The sequence below is a fragment of the Psychrobacter sp. H8-1 genome, assembly GCF_904846575.1.
GTDB lineage: Bacteria > Pseudomonadota > Gammaproteobacteria > Pseudomonadales > Moraxellaceae > Psychrobacter > Psychrobacter fulvigenes.
The window spans coordinates 1,748,571-1,771,591 of sequence record NZ_CAJHBG010000001.1; the positions used below are offsets into that span (position 1 = coordinate 1,748,571).

Sequence of the window (23,021 nt, forward strand, 5' to 3'; positions counted from 1 at the left end):
ATAGCTGCCTTTATATATGTCTCTAAATCCACAATATCGTTTTTCACGTCAAAGCCATCATTTCGGTCAACATCATGAGCCGACTTTGTGGCAACGCATTCATATAGATCCATGGCTAACGATACTACTCCTAACTATCTGCAGCATTGGGCTGACTATACTCTATAGCGCTTCTTCGCAAGATAATGCAATGGTCATTCGCCAACTGGTGAGCTATGGCGTAGGATTTACCGTGATGTTTATCATGGCACAGATTCCACCGAATATTTATCGCAGCTTTACACCGATATTTTATATATTAGGCATCGTTTTGCTGGTGTTGGTTGAGATTATTGGTGAAGTACGGATGGGGGCAAAGCGTTGGATTGATATTCCTGGATTTGGTAGCGTGCAACCGTCAGAATTTATGAAGCTTGGCATGCCTATGATGTGTGCTTGGTTTTTGTCTAAACGTGAGCTGCCGCCCTCATTCTTAAGCGTTATAGTGACATTAGCGATTATCATCATACCTGTGCTATTGGTGGCTATAGAGCCCGATCTTGGCACTTCCTTACTGGTCGCTGCCAGTGGCATTTTTGTGTTATTTTTGGCAGGCTTGTCATGGCGAATGATATCAGGCGCGTTGGCGCTGACCATACCTTTAGTCGCTTTTGCATGGCAATTTTTACTGCACGATTACCAACGTACTCGCGTCTTAACCTTATTCAATCCTGAAGGCGATGCGCAAGGGGCTGGCTGGAATATTATCCAGTCCAAGACAGCAATCGGTGCTGGCGGACTCTCTGGAAAAGGCTACCTAGAAGGCACGCAGTCACATCTACACTTTTTACCTGAAGGGCATACTGACTTCATCATTGCGGCATTCTCAGAAGAATTTGGTCTGTTTGGCGTGATACTGCTAATGTTTATCTATGCTTGCCTATTGACACGTGCGCTATACATTGCTTTTACTCACCCTGACACCTATAGTCGCCTACTGGCAGGGGCGATCGCCATGTCATTTTTTGTTTATATATTTGTCAATGTCGGCATGGTCGGAGGACTTTTGCCCGTTGTGGGCGTTCCGCTTCCGTTTATCAGTTATGGCGGCACAGCGATAGTGACCTTAATGGCGGGATTTGGACTACTGATGTCCATCCATACTCACAAATCATATTAGCTATTGGGTCATATTGTTGAATCATATATAAATACAAGTGGGAAAATACTCACCTATCTAGCACCGTACCCGCTCCTAATTTTATGCAGTAAAATTTTATAGAAAAAGCAAAAGCTATAACTTTATTTTTGCAATTAGTATTAAATTGTCACTTGTATAATATATAAATACATTAGACCTATAGGTCATATAAGTAGTTGATATTATTAAAATAAGACCTTATAAACATGTAGAACTCCTTGCCAGTGCAAGTAGTAATCCATAATTACCTATAAGTTTTAATGCTTGTTATTTGCAAAAAAGTGCGCTAATCTCTTGTCAATACGTGTTGATACATAACTTATACATAGCTACTCATAAAGTTAGCAATCAATCATACTTCAGTCGGAGCTCATCCGTATAGTGAGCATCTAGGTTTTCATACGCACTACTTAATTAACGCTTTACTAACAAAGATTCACGCAAAGCTATTTAGTTAAGCAAGTCAAAAAACCTATGTAGAAAACTCCTAACAGTGTGCCAAATTCTTTTAGTGGCATTAATATTTATATTATTAATACATCTCATGAATATCAGTTGGTAATAGTTACTACCTGTAAATTCATCAAAGATGATAAGAAGCTTAACCATACGTCAAAACCTATTTATAAAGCCATGATGAATATCTTATATTCGCATATTTAAAGGCTTTATGACTTACTTGTAATGACAAAGTTAGGTTCTGACGTATCAGTTATAGAGGAATTTATGAATAAGCGTCTGTCTGGTTTACTTACAATGTCGGTGTGTTTATGTGCTGGATCTGCAGTGGCATCTAACGCAAACGCAGTAGAAGCAAAAACATCCCTTGCGACTTTGTCACAAGATAACGCCTCCCATATTGATCGCGTGCTCGGTGAGCTTACTCGCCAACATGATAATGCTTCAAGCCTAGTCAAGTCCGCCCGTCAGCCGACATCGTTAGCATTGAACAGCTCTTTATTAGCCAATGATACCAGCCAAGTCACTGATGACGAAGACGTATTAGAGCGTTTAACTGCTGTGGCGTCGAACTCTGTGAGCAAATTTAAGCAGACTGGTCTGGCTTCTTGGTATGGTCGTAAGTTTCATGGTCGTAAAACCGCCAGTGGTGAAACATTTGATATGAATGCTTTGACTGCAGCCCATCGCTCATTACCCCTTAACTGCTATGTTAAAGTAACCAATAAAACCAATGGCAAAAGCGTCGTGGTTAAAGTCAATGACCGTGGGCCTTTTCATGGCAACCGCGTCATGGATTTATCTTATGGGGCAGCTAAACAATTGGGTATCACCAACAAAGGGGTTGGCAACGTTTCGATTGAGCGGGTTGATGGACCTTAGTCTTAAACACTTAATTGATATTAAAGTACTTTAGAACTGTAATGTTAAAATAAAAACTGTCAAGCGTATTACGCTTGGCAGTTTTTTTATGGGTGATCTATTTAAAAGCTATAGCTCAAACGCCCTTTCTATCGCATCGTCCAAGCGCTCAACAGCGATTATATTAATGCCTTTAAATTGAGCAGAATTAGTTGTTGGCGCATTAGACTTGGGTACAATGGCATGCTTAAACCCATGCTTCATTGCTTCTTTTAGACGCTCCTGCCCGTTTGGTACAGGGCGAATTTCACCCGATAGACCTACCTCACCGAATACCGCTAACGATGATGGTAACGCTCTTTCTTTAATGCTCGATGCGCACGCCAATAACACGGCTAAATCAGAACCCGTTTCTATCACCTTGACACCGCCAACCACGTTGACGTAAACATCTTGCCCACTGGTATGAATGCCACCATGACGATGCATAACCGCTAGCAGCATTGATAGACGCTGATAATCAAGACCAAGTGCCATACGTCGCGGCTGTCCTTGCGAGTCATCAACCAGTGCCTGCACTTCGACCAGTAGCGGTCTGGTACCTTCACGGCTGACCATGACGACTGAGCCAGCAACGGGCTTATCATAACGGCTCAAAAATATGGCGGATGGATTGGCCACCTCCTTTAAGCCCACATCCGTCATACCAAAGATACCCAGCTCATTCACCGCACCAAAGCGGTTTTTAACGGCTCGAATCATGCGAAAGCGTGAGTCAGACTGCCCTTCAAAATACAAGACCGTATCGACCATGTGCTCAAGCACACGTGGACCTGCCAGCGTTCCTTCTTTGGTGACATGACCCACCAAAAATAGCGCCGTCCCTGTCTGCTTAGCATATCGGGTCAAAATAGCAGCCGACTCACGGATTTGGCTGACACCGCCTGGTGCAGAGTTAATGGCATCGGTATAGATGGTCTGAATGGAGTCGATAATAGCAACCGCTGGCTGCTCTTGGGTTAGCGCCGCGCAGATAGTCTCTACATTGGTCTCAGCCAGTACTCGTAATCGATCAGCAGGCAAATCCAAGCGTTTGGCTCGCATGGCTACCTGAGCCAGCGACTCTTCACCTGTCACGTAGAGCGCACTACCGGCTAAAGAGTCTGCGCGTGCCATATTGGTTGCTGTTTGAAGCAAAATCGTTGACTTACCAATACCGGGATCACCGCCTATCAACACTACTGAACCTGCCACCAATCCACCGCCCAACACTCGATCAAACTCGCTGATGCCTGTTGGCAGACGCGTATCTAGCGTAACACTGACAGCATTGAGCGGCATGACTGCACTGTGCGTTCCAGAATAGTTGCCAGCAGGTGCACCTGCATTACGAGAGGCAGCTCGACTGGTACTAGGCTTGGCAGTGTTTTTATTATGATGCGGCATACTAACATTGGGGGCTTCTACCAAACTGTTCCATTCGCCACAATCAGAACATTGTCCTGACCATTTGCCAAAATGCGCTCCGCAGTGCTGACAGACATAGCTACTTTTATTTTTTGCCATCGTATGTGCGCCTTATTTAAGTTCTAAAATAAAGAAGAGAAAAGATGTTTTTATTGATGCAGGTTGAATCATCATGGACGATGATGAGCCAGTAAGATATTTGATAAAAATGAATGAGGGATAATAACGCTAGCGTAGAGATACAAAGAAAATGACTTTAAATAACAGGGTTTTAAATATTTTTATTTGAATCCATTCATACTGCTACAGTTAGCCACTTATAGATGAGACAAGGCTTTATCAAAAAGTGGCTATAACCATAGTTTACTTATACTTGAAAGTCCTTACCTAGATAGACAGACTTAACCAAATCGTTGCTCAAGATGTCTTGCGGGGTGCCTTCAGCGATAATAGCGCCTTCTGAGACGATATAAGCCTTTTCACAAATTGCCAACGTATCACGGACATTATGATCAGTGATTAGCACTCCAATACCGCGATTCTTCAGGGTCAAAATGACCTCTTTAATATCACCCACAGAAATAGGGTCAACGCCCGCAAAAGGTTCATCCAATAAGATAAACTTAGGATCAGCAGCTAACGCGCGCGCAATCTCGCAACGACGACGCTCACCACCGGAGACACTCATCCCCAAAGACTTGCGCACATGTCCTAGATTGAACTCACCGATTAACTTTTCTAGCTCTTGGCGCTGCTCGGCGGCCGTCAGCTCCTTACGCGTCTGCAAAATAGCCAAGATATTGTCTTCAATAGACAGCTTACGAAAGATAGAAGCCTCTTGCGGCAAATAGCCAATACCAGCACGGGCACGCTCATGCATGGCATATTTGGATAAATCCATCTTGCCTAACGTCACACGGCCTTTGTCCATATTGACCAGACCGACTACCATATAAAAGCTGGTCGTTTTACCCGCACCATTAGGCCCTAATAACCCAACCACTTGTCCTTGCTCAACAGAGAATGAGACATCTTTGACTACCCAGCGCTTGCCATAGCGCTTGCCTAGGTTTTGCATCGTCAGTCGCGCATTGACTGGCGAGGTTGGCTCACTCGTTGCGGCTACTGTTTGACTGTCAGAACTGCTATTGATAGAACTACTATTTACAGAATGGTTATCTAAATCTTTGCTATCACTCATATCATACTCATACTCATGCAAAATTTAAGCGCTTAGGCAAAACCACAGAATTGTCTTAGCGTATGCTGCTCTGGTTAGTACTATTACTAGGTGGCAGTATCAACTCAACACGCTGATTACCGCCAGCAGTCGCTTCTACATCTCCCGCTTTGAGACTATAACGAATAACATTACCTGCAAAGCTGGCACCGTTTTGATCTAGCTTGGCATTACCCGTTAAGGTGATGATGCCCGTGACCGCATTGTAATCTATTTTATTGGCTTGGCCTTTTGCTAGGCCTTTTTCTTTAGTGACTATCTGCTGCATGGTCGCTGGACGTCCAGTCGCTACCGCCGAATTAATGCTACGCTGCTGAGAGAGGTTTACCGTAATATCATCAGCAGTCAACCTAAGCGTGCCTTGAGTAATAATGACATTACCAGAATAACTGGTGACACCTGTACGCTCACTATAAGTCGCTTTATCCGCTAGCAACTTAATTGGCTGATTGGCATCAGATGGCAATGCATGACCGTATAGAGGCAAAGCCAATAGCATCACTGTCGGCAATACGCATAAATAACGCTGGATATGATTGAGGCGTTTAGTAAGCAAAAAACTTGATTTCATAAGCAGTGACTCTTTTTATAATGAGTAGGCAATGAGTGTTAGAGAAATAAATAGGGTTCGTTAGCTCACTCTAAACGTTTATTTTAGCTTATATGAGAGCAATAGGCGTGATTAAAAACGATCAAAACAGCGCCTGATCTTGACGCTTAGCAGGGTTGAAAGTGACGGCCACTTGCCCAAACTCATACTCACCAGTTTCAAGGTTGGCTGTCATACTTGAGGCCTGAAAACGATTCATGCCTTGTTCAACTTTGACAGGTTCATCACTGTAAACTTGTCGTGACTTAGTATTGCCTTTGAGCGTCTGACCCGTGATCTTGATTGGTTCGATATCAGATGCAGCGCCTTCTTCACCTGTCTTCTCTTCACTCACTAAGCTAAAGCCACCAGATAAACGCAGCTCACCAGTTTGTTGATTAATAGTAGCACTGCCCGCTTGGATAACATAGCGCTGCTCATCAGAAGGCTCCCAGTTCATAGTAATGCCCGACATCTCATCTTGATTGGTCACTGGGTTGTGTGTCAACGAATCGGCATTGAGCTCGTACTCAGTTTCGCCTTGCTCGTTGGTCTGTATCGCTTGAATATCGGTCGCTTCATAGTCTACTTCTGAAGCCTCTATATTGACCGGAGGTGTTATTTCACCTTGCTTTTGGAAGAACCAGCCAGCGATGACCGCAATAATCAAGGCGATGATGATTAAAACACGAGTACTCACGACAATTCATCCTGAGTATTGGTTTCATCAAGCGTATAGTGCGCGATAAAATCTTGATAATGTCCATGACCTTTTAAAATAAGATCGCATACTTCACGTACCGCGCCTGTACCACCAGATCTGGTCGTCACCATGTCACTACGCTGAATGACCTCGGCATGCGCATTGGGGACGGTGGCGGCAAAACCGACCGTTTGCATGGCTTTTATATCAGGCAAGTCATCACCCATATAGGCACAATCGGCAGCGGTAATTTTGAGCGCAGGATCTAAGGTTGCAAGTAGCTCATTTAGAGCGACAAGCTTATCATCACGGCCTTGTACCACATGGTTAACACCCATCTCAGCCGCGCGTTTATCTACCATAGCGCTGCTGCGACCAGTAATAATAGCCGTCAAGATACCATAACGCGCCAAAGATTTGACCCCTACGCCGTCGTGTACCGAAAATGCTTTGGTCTCGACACCGTTGCCATCATAGATGATCTGTCCATTTGACAAGATACCGTCAACATCCATTACCAGTAGCTTTACTTGTCCCGCTTTTTTGATTAAGTCCTGCATAGTTTATTCTCTTATCAAGTCTTTTTATTAGGATCTGTTGAATATGAAGCGTAATTTATGTAGAGACGAGGGTTTATTTCACACCCGCTTGCAGTAAGTCATGGACAGTAATAATAGCATCTAAATGACCCTGCTCGTCCATTATCAATAGCTGGTTAATCGCGTTCTCATTCATGACACTTAGTGCATCAGAAGCACGCATCGTTCTGCTGACTTGGCGTGGGTTGCTGGTCATCACCGCACTCATAGGAGTAGCCAAATCAATTCCCTTCTCAAGTCCACGGCGCAGGTCGCCATCGGTAAACACCCCAACGACTCTTTGCTCATCATCGGTCACTACTGTCATACCCAAACGTCCAGCAGACATCGTAAACAAAGCTTCTTGCAGTGGCGCTTGCTGATTGATGAGTGGTAAGTCCTCTACACTACTATGCATCAAATCTTCAACCCGCGTTAACAACTGACGACCAAGCGCACCAGCAGGATGTGATAAGGCAAAGTCTTCTGAAGTAAAATTGCGCGCATGTACTAAAGCAACAGCCAAGGCATCCCCTAGTGCTAAAGTAGCAGTGGTACTTGAGGTGGGTGCAAGATTGAGCGGACAAGCTTCCTGCGACTTACCCAATGTCAATACAATGTCAGCTGCGCGCGGTAACATGCCACGCTTATCACGGCTGATACTGATCAATGGGATATTTAGGCGTTTGACCACTGGTAGCAACATCTTAATCTCATCTGACTCACCAGAATTGGAAATAGCCAGCAGCACATCGCCTTTTACCAGCATTCCTAAGTCGCCATGACCCGCTTCACCTGGATGCATAAAAAAAGCAGGGGTACCAGTAGAGGCGAAGGTTGCGGCTATTTTGCGGCCAATGAGTCCTGACTTGCCCATACCAGTCACAACGACCCGACCCTTACAAGCCAAAATAATATCACACGCCTGCGCAAACCTATCATCAATCTGCTCTGTCAATAATGCCAAGGCAGCTTTTTCAGTATTTATCGCGTCAATCGCGGTACTTATAAATTGCTCATGAGTCAGGTTTTTTGCACGGTTATTCATCGTTTAGCTCAATACGTTTATTAGTCGGTGAGGTGTTCTTATCAATCAGTGAGGTATTTTACTATATTAATAGCCATATTAATAATATAGGAGAAAATAGATAGTTCTCGCCTAGTATAGGAATGCTTTATATAGTGAGTCCTAAATAAAAAGAGTACCGCTTTTACGGCGTGCTACTGGTATAAATTTTCTTTGCTTGCTGTGCGACTGCGTCACTGTTCGATGCTGCATAACCTATATTTTAATGCTATAGCATCCCAGTAGCACTGTATTTATTTTATAGTGGATCGACTATATAAAAAAAGACCCACTTATATAGCAGGTCTAGTTGTAATATAAGTATGTCCGTTAAAAGCACACCGATAACGTACCTTTAACGATAGCAGCATCTAAATAGCGACTTGCTGTCTCTATTTATTATTTATTGTCATCAAAATCATTGCTTGACCCTTCAGAGCCTGTGCCTTCTGCCGGTGTCTCAAAGCCGCGATCTTGACCAAAACCACCACGCTCAAAGCCGCGATCAGCTCCCTGACCTAAAGCGCCACGCTCAAAGCCACGATCCTGACCTTGGCTAAATCCACCACGATTGAAGCCACTACGATTAGAGGCAAATCCGCGCTCTTCAAAACCGCCACCTGCACTGCCACCACGTTCAAAGCCAGCGCCTACAGCACCGCCTTGGTAACCGGCAGCACCTTGAGTCGTGCTACTACCAGTCGTTGATGCTGTACCACTACTGCGTGGATTGCGCGCTGGTACCACTGTCGAAATAGCGTGCTTGTAGACCATCTGGCTCACTGTGTTTTTCAGCAACACCACATACTGATCAAATGATTCGATTTGACCTTGCAATTTAATTCCATTAACCAAAAAAATTGAGACAGGAATACGGTCTTTACGTAGCGAGTTCAAAAACGGATCTTGTAAGGTTTGTCCTTTTGACATGAAAACTCTCCTAAATAATATATATAGTTATAGTATAAGTGCTTGTTTAATTATAATGGTTAGTAGCAGATACAATAGTAAATTGTTATTGATAAAACGTATCTAAATAAACACTTATTTGTTCTTAAGTCATTCTACTTTATCGCGAATGGTATATTATTGTAAATAATTAAGTAACCAGTTATTTCAACGAGCGTTTTGTTAAAACCTAGGGTTCATAACCATTGCTTGTAACGATATCTAGCCGTCTGTCAATACTATAATAATAAATTATAACAGTTATTTTGGCTAGTTTTTGCAACTTATTGTCACCTGCTTTTTACATATTGCTGTTATGAATACTTAATATTCATTATAAACGTAAGACTTTCTCCTTTCACCTAGATAACTAATAATTAACGTACATACTAAATAAAGTAAACAGTCACTTTAGTAAATAGTCACTTGCTTGGGTCATTGTCGTAAATGAAGCGATCTCTATTTTGTTAGCTGATGTGCCAGATGAGGTTTCTACAACAAGGTTTTCACTTGGCAACTGAGTCAGTTTACGTAACCACGTATATTGGCGCTTTGCCAACTGCCTGGTTGCATATAGCGACTTGTTTTGCATCTGCTGAAAAGCAAGCACTTCGGTCTGACTATCGCTATTTGATGGCTGCGCTTGCGGCTGAATTACTTTATTTTGTGTTGCTTTTGGACTACCTGACTCATCAAGCTCTCCAAAAGCATCATAAAACTGTGCCTTATCCAAATGCGGTTGTTCTAATACTGGATGATTGATATGTACCAGATACTCCAATACCTGTCGATAGCCAACACAGCGCATAGATGGTAAGTTGGGTGTCAGAGGATACTGCTCGAGCAAACTAACGACTTCAGCCACTAGCCCCTCGTCCCACATGATATCCAAACGCTGCGCAATACGCTCATGCAGCCATACGCGATCAGGCATCACAGCCAGCGCATGCCACTGCTGATTGGGATTATGTGCCAATGCCTGCTTGGGCTTACGCTGCCATTCACTTATTGGAATATCTGTTTGCAGATAGACTTCAACAGCACGGGTAATACGCTGAGTGTCGGTTGCATTGAGACGCTGGTGGCTCACAGGATCAACCTTGCCAAGATAATCATAGAGCGCACTAATGCCCTCGTCTTGTCGCCACTGCTCTACGCGCATGCGGACGCTATCATCGCTATCTGGCACAGGAGACAGTCCATCAAGTAGCGCCATGTAATACATCATGGTACCACCTACCAACAAGGGTATCTTGCCGTTCTCATGACAGCCACCAATCAAATGTGCGACATCACTGACAAACTCAGCGACACTATAGCTCTGCATAGGGTCTATGATATCGACTAAATGGTGCGGATAGCGCGCCAGCTCACTCGCCGTTGGCTTTGCCGTACCGATATTCATGTCACGATATATCAGCGCTGAGTCTACCGAGATTAGCTCATAACGCCCTGTATCATATAGCTCATAAGCCAGTGCGGTCTTACCACTCGCTGTTGGTGCCATCAGGCACACCACGCTATTATCCGCTAAATTAGGACTCAAACCATGAGATAAGCCATCAGACGAATGTCGCATAGAGTTGCCTTTACTAGTTATATTGTGAGTAGCAGGAGTAGCATTTAGCTATGTAATTGTTCGGACACGGACGACAACATCAACGAAACCAATCTATTGCGATCTATAACTTTGATTGCGTTGTTACTCAGTAACTCCTCAACATCTACGATAAAGACTGCCACATCCTGCGCTGACATTTGCGTGCTGATGGTAGCAAGTTGCTGATTGATAGATGCTGCGCTATTTAAATTTTGGTCTTTTTTGAATACATTACTGCTAAGTACATGGGACTCAAATAACAAACGTAGCTTTGACTGCCAATCCACTGCACTAATAAGTAAACATCGTCCTTGGTTATAAAACAATAACCAAGGTAGCGTTTTATCATCAGCCTCTTTATTGATAGTAGGTTCATTGACTAAACCATTTAAGCTGATAATAACATCCAAGCAAATGGGTAATCGTCCTGTTTCTATAAATGGGCTACTAAAAGCATTAACGCTATCAGCTATAGCCACACTTACAGTATTAACATTAGTATCAGACGATTCATCAATATAAGATTTTGCTGAGCTTTTAGAAAACGGCTTGCCTGCTGACAGCTGATACGGATATTTCGGAGCTTGTACTTGCCTGCTCTGTGTTGAATCAATAGTAGATATCTTGGGCAATAAATTATCGAACGATTTACCTTTATAGGTGTTATCGTTTAGCGCCTGTCTATCATAGTTGGTAGCTACTAGCGTATCAGTGTTACTTAGCGTCTTAAGTCTTGCACGAATGGCATGGCTTAAATGCGCCATAATATTGTTTAATGGACTGATTTTGATACGCTGTTTGGAGGGATGTACATTGATATTGAGCCACTCAGTTGGCATATCGAAATACAGAGCATACCCTAGGCTACTTAGCCCAGCATTGTGAGCAAGTTGCCGCAACTGATTGCTAACGATCGGCTCTTTGACCAAACGATCATTCACATATAGCAATTTTGGTAAAGCATCTTTTGAGTCAGTGATAGGCCATAACCAACCACTAATACTTGCCTGATTATCTGAGTATTTATGATCGCTGTATTCTATAGGCTGCTGCATGAGACTGGATAAATCAATCACAATCTCTAGCGCGTTATCGGTCAATAGCAATCCAGTTGCTTGCTCGAGACGTGATAAGGGCAGACGGTTGGCGCTATCGTGACTACTGTCAATAGACCTTGCAGATAATGACAGCCGCTTCTTATTATCATGAAATAGAGTAAGTGCCACATCGGCTCGTGCTAGAGCCACTTCACGGACAATCGTTTCAATATGGTTAAATTCTGTTGCGATAGATTTTAAGTTACCGCGACGTGCCGGCACATTAAAGTATAAGTCCTTGACTGTAATCGTCGTTCCACGATTATGTACGACAGGGAGCAGTTTTGGCCTATCATCCAAGATACCTGCAACTTGCAACTGACGACCAATACCACTGTCATCATGACTACTGGTTAGGGTCAAACGAGAAACCGCGGCCGTTGCTGCCAATGCTTCTCCGCGAAAACCCAACGTCGTAATGCCATGCAAATTGGCGACATCTGCGACCTTACTGGTCGCATGACGGGTAATCGCCATCACCATATCATCTGGATGAATACCAACGCCATCGTCCACTACCTCAATCATACCCATGCCACCTTGGGTAATGTGAACTTCAATGTTGCTCGCACCAGCATCGATAGCGTTTTCCAGCAACTCTTTAACCACAGCGGCTGGACGTGTCACCACCTCACCTGCGGCTAATTGATTGATCAGCAGCGGCGATAGTTTTTTTATACGGATACTAGAAGAATTATCTGGCATGAATGAGTGTCATATTCTTTAAATATTAGGGCATGTTGGTTAAAGCTAAATCTTTAATACCGACAAGTCTAACCCTTGCGCTTGTCCTGCTTTCGATAGTCGCAGCTCAACCTGACGTGATTGGCTATTATTGTCGCCTTGCATTATATCGATAAATAATGTCGGCGGCGGTAGATAACTATCTGCACGGCTCGCCCATTCAATAATGACCAAGGCATTTGGCTCATCTAGATACTCATCAAAGCCTATAAAAGACAGCTCTTCTGGATCTTGCAAACGATACAAATCAGCATGGTAAACGGGCTTAGTCGTACCATCATCTTGCTGAATACTATAAGGCTCAACCAAAGTATAAGTCGGGCTTTTAACCGCGCCTGTATGACCCAGCGCTTGTAGCCAATAACGCGTCAAGGTCGTTTTACCAGCGCCCAAATCACCTGACAGCCACACACTCCCCGTCAATGGCAAAGCAGCCAACTGCTTAGCCAATGCTTGGGTATCGTCTTCAGAATGCAGTGTCAAGGTTTGCAAGTTTTTATCATCTGCTATATTGTTATCATGATGCATCAGGCTGTACCTGCCTGTACTTGCATAGTCACTGTTGGATTGACAAAGCTTTCACCGCGAATCAGTTTGTCATACAACTCAGGATCGTGCCACTCAGCACGAACTTGATCGCTAAAGTCAAACTCCTTTAACACCAGCTTACCCATTTGTTCATTGGCCACATCATCAGCAAAACACTGTGCGTAGCCAGTTGCAGTCTCATGCGCAATGACAGAGTATACGCTGACATCGGCTTCACCATTTTGCATTTGGGTTTGCTGCAAGATTTCTTGCGCCCAAAAGAATATCACTCGCGAGAACTGCTCTGCTGATGGCGAGACTGGCAAACTTATCCAGCGTGCGCTGAATTTTTTACAAGCAGCGATATACTCAGGATCGTCTTTATTCCAAAAACAAATCGCATGATCAAAACTATCGATAATGTCCTTAATCGAAGATTTTAATAAGCCAAAATCATACACCATCTGACCGTGGTCTAGACGATTGGCCTCAAGTATCAGCTCGATCTGATAACTATGACCATGGATAGAGTGTTTGCAGCGCTCAGAGCTACAGTTTCGCACAATATGAGCATTTTCAAATTTAAAGAGTTTACGAATACGCATAATAATTTTTAACCAAAACAGTAAGCACCATTGTGCTAAATATTGATGTGTAAGAGTTTGCCGCATATATTGATCGGCTTGCTGCTCATTATAGCAAATCGCCATCTATCCGTAAGTAAGCACTTATTAATACTCATATTGATTGAACGAATCCATTAGGCTTAGCTTATGAACTTAGGTTAGAAGCTTAGATTAGGAGTTTTACTCAACAGCCTTAAACCAACTATGCTTGATTTGGCAAATATATAGGAAGGTTGATTTGGATAAATATTAGATGAAAAAAGGATTGAGTTGAGAATCTGATTTGAATCATAGGCGAACTCTGCTATTGCTACCTATTGCGTAGGCTTAGGACTATACTCAAGACAGCTCGCAATCATTGCGTCAACTGTATCGATATAGCCCTTAGCTCAGCACAGTCTGATATAAAGGGCGGTATACGATGCCTCAAAAGGAATAAATCATGAGCAAAGGTCAAGATAGTAAGAAGAATGTCAAAAAGAAACCGCTGTTAACCGCAAAAGAGAAAAAAGCGGCCAAAAAATCCAAGAAAGATGACAACAGTATTCTAGGAAAACACTAAACTGAGCTTTCCTAGCATCTTTATGGGAATTTTCAATCCACAATAAATAGCTTAGCGCCTGTCTTAGTTGACGAGCGATGAGCAATCGTATCATCCGCTACTTGATAAGTCATACCTGGTGTTAAGGTAAAAGTACGACCATCTTTTAACTCAGTATTAAGCTCTCCCTCAACACACAGCAAAATGTGCCCTTTATAGCACCAGTGGTCAGCTAGGTAGCCTGCGGAGTATTCAACCATATGCACATTAATGTTGTTAAATTCGCAGGTTTTCCAATATCCTGTGCCAGTCTCACCTTTATTCTCTACTACTTCTACTTGCGTCCAGTCAGTAATACCAAAAGGTATATTCTTCATTTCCATGACATCTTCTCCCTGATGTAGATATTTATTTATTCATCATAAAATTCTTTGCTTACTAAACGCTATATCCATCTTCGTACTCGCATCAGATAAGCTTGATAATCATTGCCAAACTTTCGCGCCATCATCCTTTCTTCTGGCTGAATTTGAAAGCGCGTCATATAAAGCATAAAAACTGGCACTAGCACAAACGGTAGAACGTGAGACAAATAGAACCCCAACCAAATAAGGCTAGCACTAATCCCAAATACATGGGATTGCGACTGTATTGATAGATGCCACTTGTCACTAAGCTGGATACCCTGTCAAGCGCCTGCGGATTCGGTGTGGTCTGCGCTTTTCTAAATTGAGCAATGCCCATCATGCCGATGCATAGACCTAAAACTATCAAACCAATAGCTATTAAAGTTGAGCCATTAAACGAGAACTGTAAGCTTGGCATGATTTTAGAGACGCCATACATGACAATCGCTATGATAATGACTTGTGCTACCGGTGGTACTTTAAGCTCTAGAGAGTTCATGGCTTTACCCTGCTCATATTTATAGATAACTTTCAGCACATTTTATTGTTTGATAACGCTGGCCAAGCCCTTTATGATTGCCAATCAATTCAGTGTAGCAGGTAGTAAACTTTATGCTATTGATTATTTTGTACTGAAATAATACTTGTGTGAAAGTGTTGTTTGTATCTACAGCAGGCAGAGTGATTTCGTTAGAGGACTATTGAGACATACTCTAAACAAAGTATCGTCAGCTAAAACCATACTTTATTTGCATGGGATTTTTCAATACAACCATTTACTGAGCAAACGACTCAATACTCTAGGATCTCGTGTAGCGCTATGACAGTAGTCTACTCCAGCTGCTTTTAAGCCAGGCTCAAAATCATCGAGATAGCGCTCTTCATCTGGTGGATACCAATAGATAAGTAATGTTCGATACGTCGTTTCATGCTCACGGATACGCTTAGCCAGCCGCTCTACCCGCTCTGGTGGCACCTCTTCAGCAAACATCACCATAGCTACCTCCTTTTCAGCCAAATGATCCAACACCAGCTGCTCATGCTGATGACAGGTGACATTAGCGCCGAACCGTTGCAGCGTCTCTACCTCAAACCCTGTTTCATCTTGGTGACAATATAAGATATTAATATCTTGCAACAAGCTTTGTTGCTTCGATTGATATCTCTGACGCAGTGGCATCGTTACGGTAAACTGACTGCCCACACCCAGATCACTGCTGACTTCAATAGAGGCGCCAATAAGCTGAGCTATTTGCTTGATTACTGATAAGCCAACCCCTATGCCTTCATACTCACGAGTTTGGGAAGAGTCAACCTGAAAAAATGGCAAGAAAATATCTTCAAAATAGATATCTTCGATACCTATACCTGTATCTATAATATGCACCTGCCAACGCATGCTTTCATTAAGGTGAGTCAGTTGAGACTCAATAACGACTTGACCATTTTCTGTAAATTTAATCGCATTATTAATGAGCGTGGTCAAGATTTGCTGAATTTTCGTCGTATCTCCTTCAAGCATATAACCAGTATGATGAACGCGACTAACCAGATCTAACCCCTTTTTTTTGGCTACTGGTTCAAACTCTAATAATAAGTCAGCTATCATTTGTAATGGATTAAACTCATTGAGACTCACTGCTACTTGACCTTTTTCTATCTTATTGAGCTGAATAATCTGCTCAAGAGTAAACTCTAGATGTTGACTGCCCTTGCGAATAATGGCCAGCGTGTCTTTTTGTTCATCATTGAGATACTGATTGTCCAATAGCTGCAACCCCCCCTGAAATAGCATTGAGTGAGGTCTTAAGCTCATGAGTGATCATACTTTGAAAGTTGGAGCGCTGTATATCAAGTGATAAGTCTTTATTGTGCAATTGCAGTTCAAAGTCAGCGAGAGCTTGATAGTCTTTTTGTGCAGCTTGCAGCCTGTCAAATAAAACAACCAATGTTTTTTTAACTTTTAGCAGTTCTTGAAAATAAAACTTCTGCTGGATAACCGGTAAATGTTCAAGCTCTGGATCATCAATGACGACATCACACACCTTAACTAGCTCAGTAAGATCTTTGGTCGGTTGGTTTAGTTTACGCAATACAAACCAACCGATAAATATAGGAATGCAGATAGTTGCAAACCATGATAATAAGTTGATATATATCCACTGCCAACGCAGCTTATGAATATCTAAAGTAATATTAATATAACCAACCAAAGCATTCGGAGTAGCCGTCTGACTTGATGATTCCGCTGTGTCCATCTCATTATTGACAGTTGCAGGAGTAAGCTGTAGTACAGAACTATCTCGCTGAGTACTACTACCACTCAGATAACGGCTGGTCACTGGATAGTTGAAGCTAATAGAATCACTGAATAAGGCATTGTACCAATCGCTACTTATACGGCCAATAGCAGTTTGATTGGCGTCGGATATGGGTTGGTCAGTAGAATAAAACAGAATGCTTTGTAAGGTAGGGTCATCTTCTAGCAACGAGCTGACTTGTCTCGCAACTAAGTTTGCACCGTCAGGACTTGAGGCATTGCTGGCAAGCAGCTCACCCAAGTTCTGAACATGGATGGCTTTTTGCTGGTATTGATAAACATAGGTGTAGGAAAAAGACAGCACAAAAGCCGCCAATACTGAAAAGCTGATGGCCTGAAAAATAGTACGTCGAATAAGCGTAGGTATGTTTTTAACTGAGTCTCTACTCATGTAACTCACTCAAGGTGGGTTGATTTTTATTTATAATACATGATACGCATGGAGCTTAAGGGTAGTTATAAGCTATTGAGAAGGGAGCCACCACTGCTCCCTTTTTGATTTACAAAACTCTTATCTGCCTCTAAATATTCACAGCTCATAGAGGTATATAAAACTCAGCCCCCTATTCAAAAACCATCTAATTAATCAGCTATCTAGTCAATTAAGCATTTAGCGACCTTTTTTATCGGTCTTTCTATCGGATTTAGAGTACTTTTGCTTGCGATTACGCTGACGCTGAAGCAGCTGTTGCGCTTTGGCTTTGGTTGGCGTATCACTTTTATTGGCGTACGGATTCTCATTGAGCTTAAAGACTACATTGAGTGGTGTACCTTCAAGCTTGAACACCTGTCGGAACTGATTTTCAAGATAACGCTGATAGCTCTTAGGTAGTGAGCCAGTTTGATTACCATGAATAACGATAACCGGCGGATTATGACCACCGATATGTGCATAACGTAGCTTGATACGGCGACCACCAACGGTTGGTGGTGGATTTGCTGTGACCGCATCTTGCAGTATTTGCGTTAAGCGATTGGTAGAAACTTCAAACATCGAAGATTGATAAGCACGTAATATAGACGGATAGAGATTACCTACGCCAGTACCATGCAATGCTGAGATAAGATGCACTTTCACATAAGGTATAAAGCTAAAACGGCGATCCATCTCAATTTTGATATAGTCTTTTTGTTCTTGAGTCAGACCATCCCACTTATTAATCGCAACCACTAGGGCACGGCCAGCATCAAGCGCATAGCCAATCATATGCAAGTCTTGGTCAACGATACCTTCTTGGGCATCAATCACAATAACCGTGACGTTTGAGTCTTCAATCGCTTGCAATGTCTTGATAACAGAGAACTTCTCTACCTTATCATCGATTTTGCCGCGGCGACGTACGCCAGCAGTATCAATCAATACATAGTCTTTGCCATCGCGCTTATAAGGAATGTAGATACTATCGCGGGTAGTACCAGGCATATCAAAGACGACAACCCTATCCTCACCCAGTAGACGATTCACCAACGTCGACTTACCAACGTTTGGACGACCAATGATGGCAAGCTTTAAGCCATTAGGCTCACGTACTGTCTCTTGTTCAGGCATGTCAGTGGTGATGGCTTCTAGCAAGTTACCGACACCGCGGCCATGACTCGCGGCCATTGGAAACGGCTCACCCAGTCCCAGTGCATAAAATTCGGCAGGTGCAGAATCATGAGCACCATCGACTTTGTTTGCCACTACATAGACAGGCTTGCCTAAAGTATGTAAAAACTTGCCAATCTCAGCATCCGCGCCAATCATACCAGCACGAGCGTCGACGACAAAGACAATGATATCAGCTTCATGAATCGCTGTATGCGACTGCTCAGACATATAATCATCGATATCCCCTCGGCCATCATCTGCTTCACCAATACCACCAGTGTCGACAACGATGAATGCCTTGCCCTCATATACTGCATCACCATACTGACGATCACGAGTCAGACCTGATAGATCGGCAACAAGTGCCTGCCGACTTTTGGTAAATTGGTTAAACAAGGTAGACTTACCTACGTTTGGGCGGCCAATTAAAGCGACCACAGGCTTGATACTCATTCGTTACTCTCTATTGTGTGCATAGTTATGGATACAGTAGCGGATAATGATGACAGCGAATAGGCGTCATATTACCGAAAATTTAGATGGATACTATATAAGGCAAGACAAGGCGTGTTGGTATAGACGCGTCTCTTACTACCAGATGACGGATGAAAGTCATCCACTTGATAAGTAGGCACAGCTTATTAACAAGGTTGTCGCTGCTGCATTATATCAGGATCAGGGGCGCATAGATTACGTGAAATGCAGCAGTTACACAAGACATTAAACGCTGACTCAGCAGCGTTTAAATTCAATACAAGCCATACTCTTCTTACTTTATAGATCTAAATAGCGATCACGCAGTAATAGATCGTATAAAGTACGTTTAACGAACCATTTGCCAAATAGCAACTTGCCCTGATGTGCTTTGAGTCATTAAACGACTACCTTGTACTTGCAGACTGGTTAACGCACCTTTGGTCTCAACTCGGCTAACAATGTCACCCGTTCCAGGATCAAATAAATGTACGACTCCTTCAAGATCACCAACAGCGATATAGTTGCCAATCATCACAGGATTAGTTAACGCACGATAAGCCAGTGCTTCACTCTCCCACATCACTTGACCATTAGTACGATCATAAGCGACTACTTTACCATCCAAGCTGGTAGCAACGATTTGCTGAGCATTGACTGCTAAAGACTTAAGACTGGCAAGTTCATTGACGAACATCACTTGACGCGATGCTAAATCAATACCAATTAACTGTCCGCTATAGCTAATGGCGAATAATTGATTGTTATTGATGATAGGCATGCCATCCACATCACTCATGCGCTCAACTTCGCTGCTGCCTGTACCAACACCGACTCGTCTTGACCACAGTGGCAGACCGCTATCAATAGTAAGCGCATGCAGACGACCATCAGCCGTAGCAAGCAAAGCTGTCTTATCGTCTAGCAATGTCGGGGCGGCCGTGCCGCGAATACTAATCGCTGGTACTTGGGTTGCAAACTGCCAAACTGACTGTCCGTTTTGGAGAGACAACCCATGTAAAAAACCATCATTGGCAGATAGAACCACTCGATTATTGCTAATAAGCGCAGGTGTCAGCACGGATCCCGATAGCTGCTTCTGCCAGTGTTTGGCGCCAGTCGCACTATCAAACGCCATCACCAAACCGCCACGGGTACTGATAATAGCCGTCTGGCTAAACTCGTCTAATGTCACGCCACCTGTGATTTGATCATCAACATTCACCGACCATAGGCGCTGTCCAGCAGTATTAAAGCCAGTTAAATCACCTCCACGTGAAGCGGTGATAATTTGCTCATTACCATAACCCACTTGCAAATTAAGTGGGTCTTTTTTGCTGGCTTTTTTATTACCGACATCAACGCTAAACACAGGCTGCAGCACACTTATAGGCTGCGCAATTTGCACCAGTTTTACTGGATCGTTTACGACTGGCTTGATACCGCGGTTACAGCCAACGACAGCAGTCGTCATTAGCGCCAATACCGCCACGTGCATGACAGTGGTCTTTATGGTTTTGCCCTTTGACATCTTGCTGAAGCGAATAGATCGGGTCATTGTATGTTCTCACTACGAATAAATTAACTGTCAATAAAATAACAGATATCATCAATATAAACTATGGCTTATTGTACTGCTGATTTACTGCGCTGCTGAGTCAGAATCGTTACTATTGTTAACACCGGCTTCAATACTGCCGTTTTCTATTAGTATTGGCTCTGCTGCTGGAGCGGCAGCTTGAATAAGACTGGCTTGCTCGCTGATTGGTTCAGGCACGATACCTAAACTTTCCATCTTTAAAGCCAATACTGCACGGGTTTCTTGACGCTTACGAAGTAGCTCCCACGCATTTTCGTAAGACTTTATGGCTGATTCTTTATTATCTTGTGCCAAATAGATATCACCTAACAGCTCTTGCTGACTCGCTTCAAAAGAAACAGGCACATCATTATTTGCTTCCGACCGCGCCGCATCTGCATCACCCGCTGACAATAGTGTCTGCGCATAGCGTAAGCGAGTAATGGCACTTAATCCTGCATCACCCAAGTCTATTGATAACGCTTGTTTTAAGCTTTCGGTAGCACCAGCGAAGTCATCGCTATCAACTTGCTGACGAGCTTTAATCATGAGTGCCTGCCAAGCATAGACCGAGTTGCCGTGAGTACTTACTAAAGCATCAATATCTTGATTGAGCTGTTCACGGCTCGCAGCCAGCTCTGCTAGCGCTTCTGCTTCTAGATCTGGGTTTTGCGCCGCCAAGCTGACTTGTTCATTCAGTCTTTGGATATCAGCATAGTGATCGGCAGCAACGGTATCTACCCGCGCGTGATTGTCTTGCCAATAGGTCCAGCCAAAATAGCCTGCCAGTGCTAATAGAATAGCGGTGACGATATAGCTGCCGTATTGCTTGAGCGCTTGCATCGAATTGTCTGCATTTGGCGATTGAGTATTCTGAACCATGTTTGTTTACCTGATAAAATCTAGTTATTAAAACTCATTGCGAAAGAGCGAGTGATTATAAGTTAGCTTGCTAAATTGAATGCATCTGACGACATTTCAACCAATAACGAATTTATTGAGGACGCATAAAGTTCTCTGTTGCCTCTAGCCAATCTTGCGCCACAGTGCTCTGCTCACCCGTCTGCATGTTTTTAATGCTAATGGTGCTGTCATCCAGCTCTTGCTGTGCAATGATGACGGTCAATGCCGCTCCTGACTTGTCCGCTTTTTTCATTTGCGCTTTCAAACTGGTCGCACTCGCCATTTTTACTCTGAGATCTGGGCGGCTATAACGCAATCTTTGCGCATAACTAAAGCCTGCGCTGAATACGTCAGGATGAGCAACGACAAAAACATCACAGGCCGAGGTCTCTGGCATCGGAGCGACTGCTTCAATAAGCAATAATAAGCGCTCAAGACCCATTGCAAAACCAACGCCAGGCTCAGATTTGGCTGGCTTATCATCGCGCGCGCCGACAGACTTTAACTGTCCGATTAGTCCGTCATAACGTCCACCAGCACAGACAGTCGCTTGACTACCAAGCTTGTCTGTTACCCACTCAAAGACTGTTTTATTATAATAATCAAGCCCGCGTACCAAGTGCGGATTGATTTCATAATCAATGCCTAGCTCCGTCAAATACGCTTGCACTTGCTCAAAATGCGCAATGCTTTCTTCACCCAAAAAGTCCGCCAGTTTGGGCGCATCAGCAAGTAGCGCCTGTGTATTGGCATCTTTACTATCGAGGATACGTAGTGGATTGGTGGTTAGGCGGCGCTTACTATCCTCATCAAGCTGATCTTGCTTATCGGTTAAATAAGCCACCAGCGCCTCGCGATAAGCACGACGCTCATCGGTCTCTCCTAGGCTATTCAGCTCTAGGCGCATCTCATCTTTTAGACCCAGCTCTTGCCACATCAGATGCGTCATCGCAATCAATTCGGCATCAGCATCTGGCAACGCACTACCGAAACTCTCCACGCCTATCTGATGGAACTGACGATAGCGGCCTTTTTGTGGACGCTCATAGCGAAACATCGGCCCAATGTACCAAAGCTTTGGCGTATCGCCGCGCAGTAGGTTATGTTCAATCACCGCACGTACCGCGCCTGCCGTGCCCTCAGGACGTAAGGTTAGAGGCGTTGGCGGATCTGATTTGTCAGCAAAGCTATACATTTCTTTTTCGACGATATCGGTCGCACCGCCGATAGCACGAGCGAACAAATCTGTCTGCTCAACGATCGGTAAGCGAATATGCTCGTAACCGTATCTACCTAATACATCTGCCAATATGGCTTCCAACTTTAGCCACTTAGCCGACTGTTCTGGCAAGATATCATTAAACCCTTTAATAGCCTTGATCATGATGCAATCATATCCTTAAAAGTTATAACCGTTGTTTCTATTGTTGTTATCGGTGCCAAATTTATAACTATTAACCAATTATAGTTATTAACCCCACTCTTAACTATTCTAAAATTATTGATGTAGGCTGTGGCTT

The 23,021-nt window shown here is 43.4% G+C and carries 21 protein-coding genes; 2 read left to right on the plus strand and 19 right to left on the minus strand.

Annotation, left to right across the window (positions count from 1 at the left end; translation table 11 throughout):
• The first annotated feature begins 16 nt into the window (after positions 1–16).
• Both rodA and JMY01_RS07095 read left to right on the plus strand, forming a co-directional pair.
• Positions 17–1,159 (plus strand): rod shape-determining protein RodA, encoded by a 1,143-nt coding sequence (gene rodA, locus JMY01_RS07090; RefSeq protein ID WP_201574909.1) that lies wholly within the window; start codon positions 17–19, stop codon positions 1,157–1,159.
• Positions 1,160–1,906: 747 nt separating this feature from the next.
• Entirely contained in the window at positions 1,907–2,521 is a 615-nt protein-coding gene (locus tag JMY01_RS07095; protein WP_201574910.1) for a septal ring lytic transglycosylase RlpA family protein, read from the plus strand.
• Positions 2,522–2,629: 108 nt separating this feature from the next.
• Here JMY01_RS07095 and radA read toward each other — a convergent pair whose 3' ends face one another.
• The 19 genes from radA to hisS form a co-directional block, all read right to left on the minus strand.
• Positions 2,630–4,066, minus strand: a complete 1,437-nt coding sequence (gene radA, locus JMY01_RS07100; protein WP_201574911.1) for a DNA repair protein RadA — start codon at positions 4,064–4,066, stop codon at positions 2,630–2,632.
• 268 nt (positions 4,067–4,334) lie between these two features.
• Positions 4,335–5,045: an LPS export ABC transporter ATP-binding protein gene (lptB, locus tag JMY01_RS07105; protein WP_201577340.1), complete on the minus strand. Its 711-nt coding sequence runs from the start codon at positions 5,043–5,045 to the stop codon at positions 4,335–4,337.
• A 178-nt stretch (positions 5,046–5,223) separates the two neighbouring features.
• Positions 5,224–5,706 (minus strand): lipopolysaccharide transport periplasmic protein LptA, encoded by a 483-nt coding sequence (gene lptA / locus JMY01_RS07110; RefSeq protein ID WP_374220366.1) that lies wholly within the window; start codon positions 5,704–5,706, stop codon positions 5,224–5,226.
• 193 nt (positions 5,707–5,899) lie between these two features.
• A complete protein-coding gene (lptC, locus tag JMY01_RS07115) occupies positions 5,900–6,496 on the minus strand; it encodes an LPS export ABC transporter periplasmic protein LptC (protein ID WP_201574913.1) in 597 nt (198 codons plus the stop codon).
• Positions 6,493–7,059: an HAD family hydrolase gene (locus JMY01_RS07120; protein ID WP_201574914.1), complete on the minus strand. Its 567-nt coding sequence runs from the start codon at positions 7,057–7,059 to the stop codon at positions 6,493–6,495. The genes lptC and JMY01_RS07120 overlap by 4 nt, the downstream gene beginning before the upstream one ends.
• A 73-nt stretch (positions 7,060–7,132) precedes the next feature.
• A complete protein-coding gene (locus JMY01_RS07125; protein ID WP_201574915.1) occupies positions 7,133–8,125 on the minus strand; it encodes an SIS domain-containing protein in 993 nt (330 codons plus the stop codon).
• Between the two features lie 417 nt (positions 8,126–8,542).
• On the minus strand, positions 8,543–9,073 hold the full coding sequence (hfq, locus tag JMY01_RS07130) for an RNA chaperone Hfq (RefSeq protein WP_201574916.1): 531 nt from the start codon (positions 9,071–9,073) through the stop codon (positions 8,543–8,545).
• 424 nt (positions 9,074–9,497) lie between these two features.
• Positions 9,498–10,670: a tRNA (adenosine(37)-N6)-dimethylallyltransferase MiaA gene (gene miaA / locus JMY01_RS07135; protein WP_201574917.1), complete on the minus strand. Its 1,173-nt coding sequence runs from the start codon at positions 10,668–10,670 to the stop codon at positions 9,498–9,500.
• 44 nt (positions 10,671–10,714) lie between these two features.
• Positions 10,715–12,493 (minus strand): DNA mismatch repair endonuclease MutL, encoded by a 1,779-nt coding sequence (gene mutL, locus JMY01_RS07140; protein WP_201574918.1) that lies wholly within the window; start codon positions 12,491–12,493, stop codon positions 10,715–10,717.
• Positions 12,494–12,538: 45 nt separating this feature from the next.
• Complete coding sequence (gene tsaE / locus JMY01_RS07145) at positions 12,539–13,060, minus strand: tRNA (adenosine(37)-N6)-threonylcarbamoyltransferase complex ATPase subunit type 1 TsaE (RefSeq protein WP_201574919.1); 522 nt, start codon at positions 13,058–13,060, stop codon at positions 12,539–12,541.
• Complete coding sequence (locus tag JMY01_RS07150) at positions 13,060–13,665, minus strand: 6-carboxytetrahydropterin synthase (RefSeq protein ID WP_201574920.1); 606 nt, start codon at positions 13,663–13,665, stop codon at positions 13,060–13,062. Before JMY01_RS07150 ends, tsaE begins: the two co-directional genes overlap by 1 nt.
• A 615-nt stretch (positions 13,666–14,280) precedes the next feature.
• Entirely contained in the window at positions 14,281–14,610 is a 330-nt protein-coding gene (locus JMY01_RS07155) for a DHCW motif cupin fold protein (RefSeq protein WP_201574921.1), read from the minus strand.
• Between the two features lie 181 nt (positions 14,611–14,791).
• The gene (locus JMY01_RS07160) at positions 14,792–15,133 is read right to left on the minus strand and encodes an isoprenylcysteine carboxylmethyltransferase family protein (protein ID WP_201574922.1); all 342 of its coding nucleotides are present in this window, start codon (positions 15,131–15,133) and stop codon (positions 14,792–14,794) included.
• A 264-nt stretch (positions 15,134–15,397) separates the two neighbouring features.
• Positions 15,398–16,450: a HAMP domain-containing sensor histidine kinase gene (locus JMY01_RS14080; RefSeq protein ID WP_227677742.1), complete on the minus strand. Its 1,053-nt coding sequence runs from the start codon at positions 16,448–16,450 to the stop codon at positions 15,398–15,400.
• Positions 16,380–17,345 (minus strand): hypothetical protein, encoded by a 966-nt coding sequence (locus JMY01_RS14085; RefSeq protein WP_227677743.1) that lies wholly within the window; start codon positions 17,343–17,345, stop codon positions 16,380–16,382. Before JMY01_RS14085 ends, JMY01_RS14080 begins: the two co-directional genes overlap by 71 nt.
• Before the next feature lie 219 nt (positions 17,346–17,564).
• Positions 17,565–18,998 carry a ribosome biogenesis GTPase Der gene (gene der, locus JMY01_RS07170; protein WP_201574923.1) on the minus strand — a complete coding sequence of 478 codons (1,434 nt, stop codon included), beginning with the start codon at positions 18,996–18,998 and terminating at the stop codon, positions 17,565–17,567.
• 370 nt (positions 18,999–19,368) lie between these two features.
• A complete protein-coding gene (gene bamB / locus JMY01_RS07175; protein WP_201574924.1) occupies positions 19,369–20,577 on the minus strand; it encodes an outer membrane protein assembly factor BamB in 1,209 nt (402 codons plus the stop codon).
• A gap of 84 nt (positions 20,578–20,661) precedes the next feature.
• Positions 20,662–21,480 carry a tetratricopeptide repeat protein gene (locus JMY01_RS07180; RefSeq protein WP_201574925.1) on the minus strand — a complete coding sequence of 273 codons (819 nt, stop codon included), beginning with the start codon at positions 21,478–21,480 and terminating at the stop codon, positions 20,662–20,664.
• 112 nt (positions 21,481–21,592) lie between these two features.
• Positions 21,593–22,885 (minus strand): histidine--tRNA ligase, encoded by a 1,293-nt coding sequence (hisS, locus tag JMY01_RS07185; RefSeq protein ID WP_201574926.1) that lies wholly within the window; start codon positions 22,883–22,885, stop codon positions 21,593–21,595.
• Positions 22,886–23,021: the final 136 nt, after the last annotated feature.

What these genes read in the sequence shown, in the direction of transcription:
- mutL (WP_201574918.1), bottom strand. Translation starts at nt 12,493, where the DNA reads ATGCCAGATAATTCTTCTAGTATCCGTATAAAAAAACTATCGCCGCTG.
- JMY01_RS07150 (WP_201574920.1), bottom strand. Translation starts at nt 13,665, where the DNA reads ATGCGTATTCGTAAACTCTTTAAATTTGAAAATGCTCATATTGTGCGA.
- JMY01_RS14080 (WP_227677742.1), bottom strand. Translation starts at nt 16,450, where the DNA reads ATGAGCTTAAGACCTCACTCAATGCTATTTCAGGGGGGGTTGCAGCTA.
- lptB (WP_201577340.1), bottom strand. Translation starts at nt 5,045, where the DNA reads ATGCAAAACCTAGGCAAGCGCTATGGCAAGCGCTGGGTAGTCAAAGAT.
- JMY01_RS07160 (WP_201574922.1), bottom strand. Translation starts at nt 15,133, where the DNA reads ATGAACTCTCTAGAGCTTAAAGTACCACCGGTAGCACAAGTCATTATC.
- tsaE (WP_201574919.1), bottom strand. Translation starts at nt 13,060, where the DNA reads ATGCATCATGATAACAATATAGCAGATGATAAAAACTTGCAAACCTTG.
- bamB (WP_201574924.1), bottom strand. Translation starts at nt 20,577, where the DNA reads ATGACCCGATCTATTCGCTTCAGCAAGATGTCAAAGGGCAAAACCATA.
- JMY01_RS07125 (WP_201574915.1), bottom strand. Translation starts at nt 8,125, where the DNA reads ATGAATAACCGTGCAAAAAACCTGACTCATGAGCAATTTATAAGTACC.
- der (WP_201574923.1), bottom strand. Translation starts at nt 18,998, where the DNA reads ATGAGTATCAAGCCTGTGGTCGCTTTAATTGGCCGCCCAAACGTAGGT.
- hfq (WP_201574916.1), bottom strand. Translation starts at nt 9,073, where the DNA reads ATGTCAAAAGGACAAACCTTACAAGATCCGTTTTTGAACTCGCTACGT.
- JMY01_RS07180 (WP_201574925.1), bottom strand. Translation starts at nt 21,480, where the DNA reads ATGGTTCAGAATACTCAATCGCCAAATGCAGACAATTCGATGCAAGCG.
- radA (WP_201574911.1), bottom strand. Translation starts at nt 4,066, where the DNA reads ATGGCAAAAAATAAAAGTAGCTATGTCTGTCAGCACTGCGGAGCGCAT.
- rodA (WP_201574909.1), top strand. Translation starts at nt 17, where the DNA reads ATGTCTCTAAATCCACAATATCGTTTTTCACGTCAAAGCCATCATTTC.
- JMY01_RS14085 (WP_227677743.1), bottom strand. Translation starts at nt 17,345, where the DNA reads ATGAGTAGAGACTCAGTTAAAAACATACCTACGCTTATTCGACGTACT.
- hisS (WP_201574926.1), bottom strand. Translation starts at nt 22,885, where the DNA reads ATGATCAAGGCTATTAAAGGGTTTAATGATATCTTGCCAGAACAGTCG.
- miaA (WP_201574917.1), bottom strand. Translation starts at nt 10,670, where the DNA reads ATGCGACATTCGTCTGATGGCTTATCTCATGGTTTGAGTCCTAATTTA.
- lptA (WP_374220366.1), bottom strand. Translation starts at nt 5,706, where the DNA reads ATGCTATTGGCTTTGCCTCTATACGGTCATGCATTGCCATCTGATGCC.
- JMY01_RS07155 (WP_201574921.1), bottom strand. Translation starts at nt 14,610, where the DNA reads ATGGAAATGAAGAATATACCTTTTGGTATTACTGACTGGACGCAAGTA.
- JMY01_RS07095 (WP_201574910.1), top strand. Translation starts at nt 1,907, where the DNA reads ATGAATAAGCGTCTGTCTGGTTTACTTACAATGTCGGTGTGTTTATGT.
- JMY01_RS07120 (WP_201574914.1), bottom strand. Translation starts at nt 7,059, where the DNA reads ATGCAGGACTTAATCAAAAAAGCGGGACAAGTAAAGCTACTGGTAATG.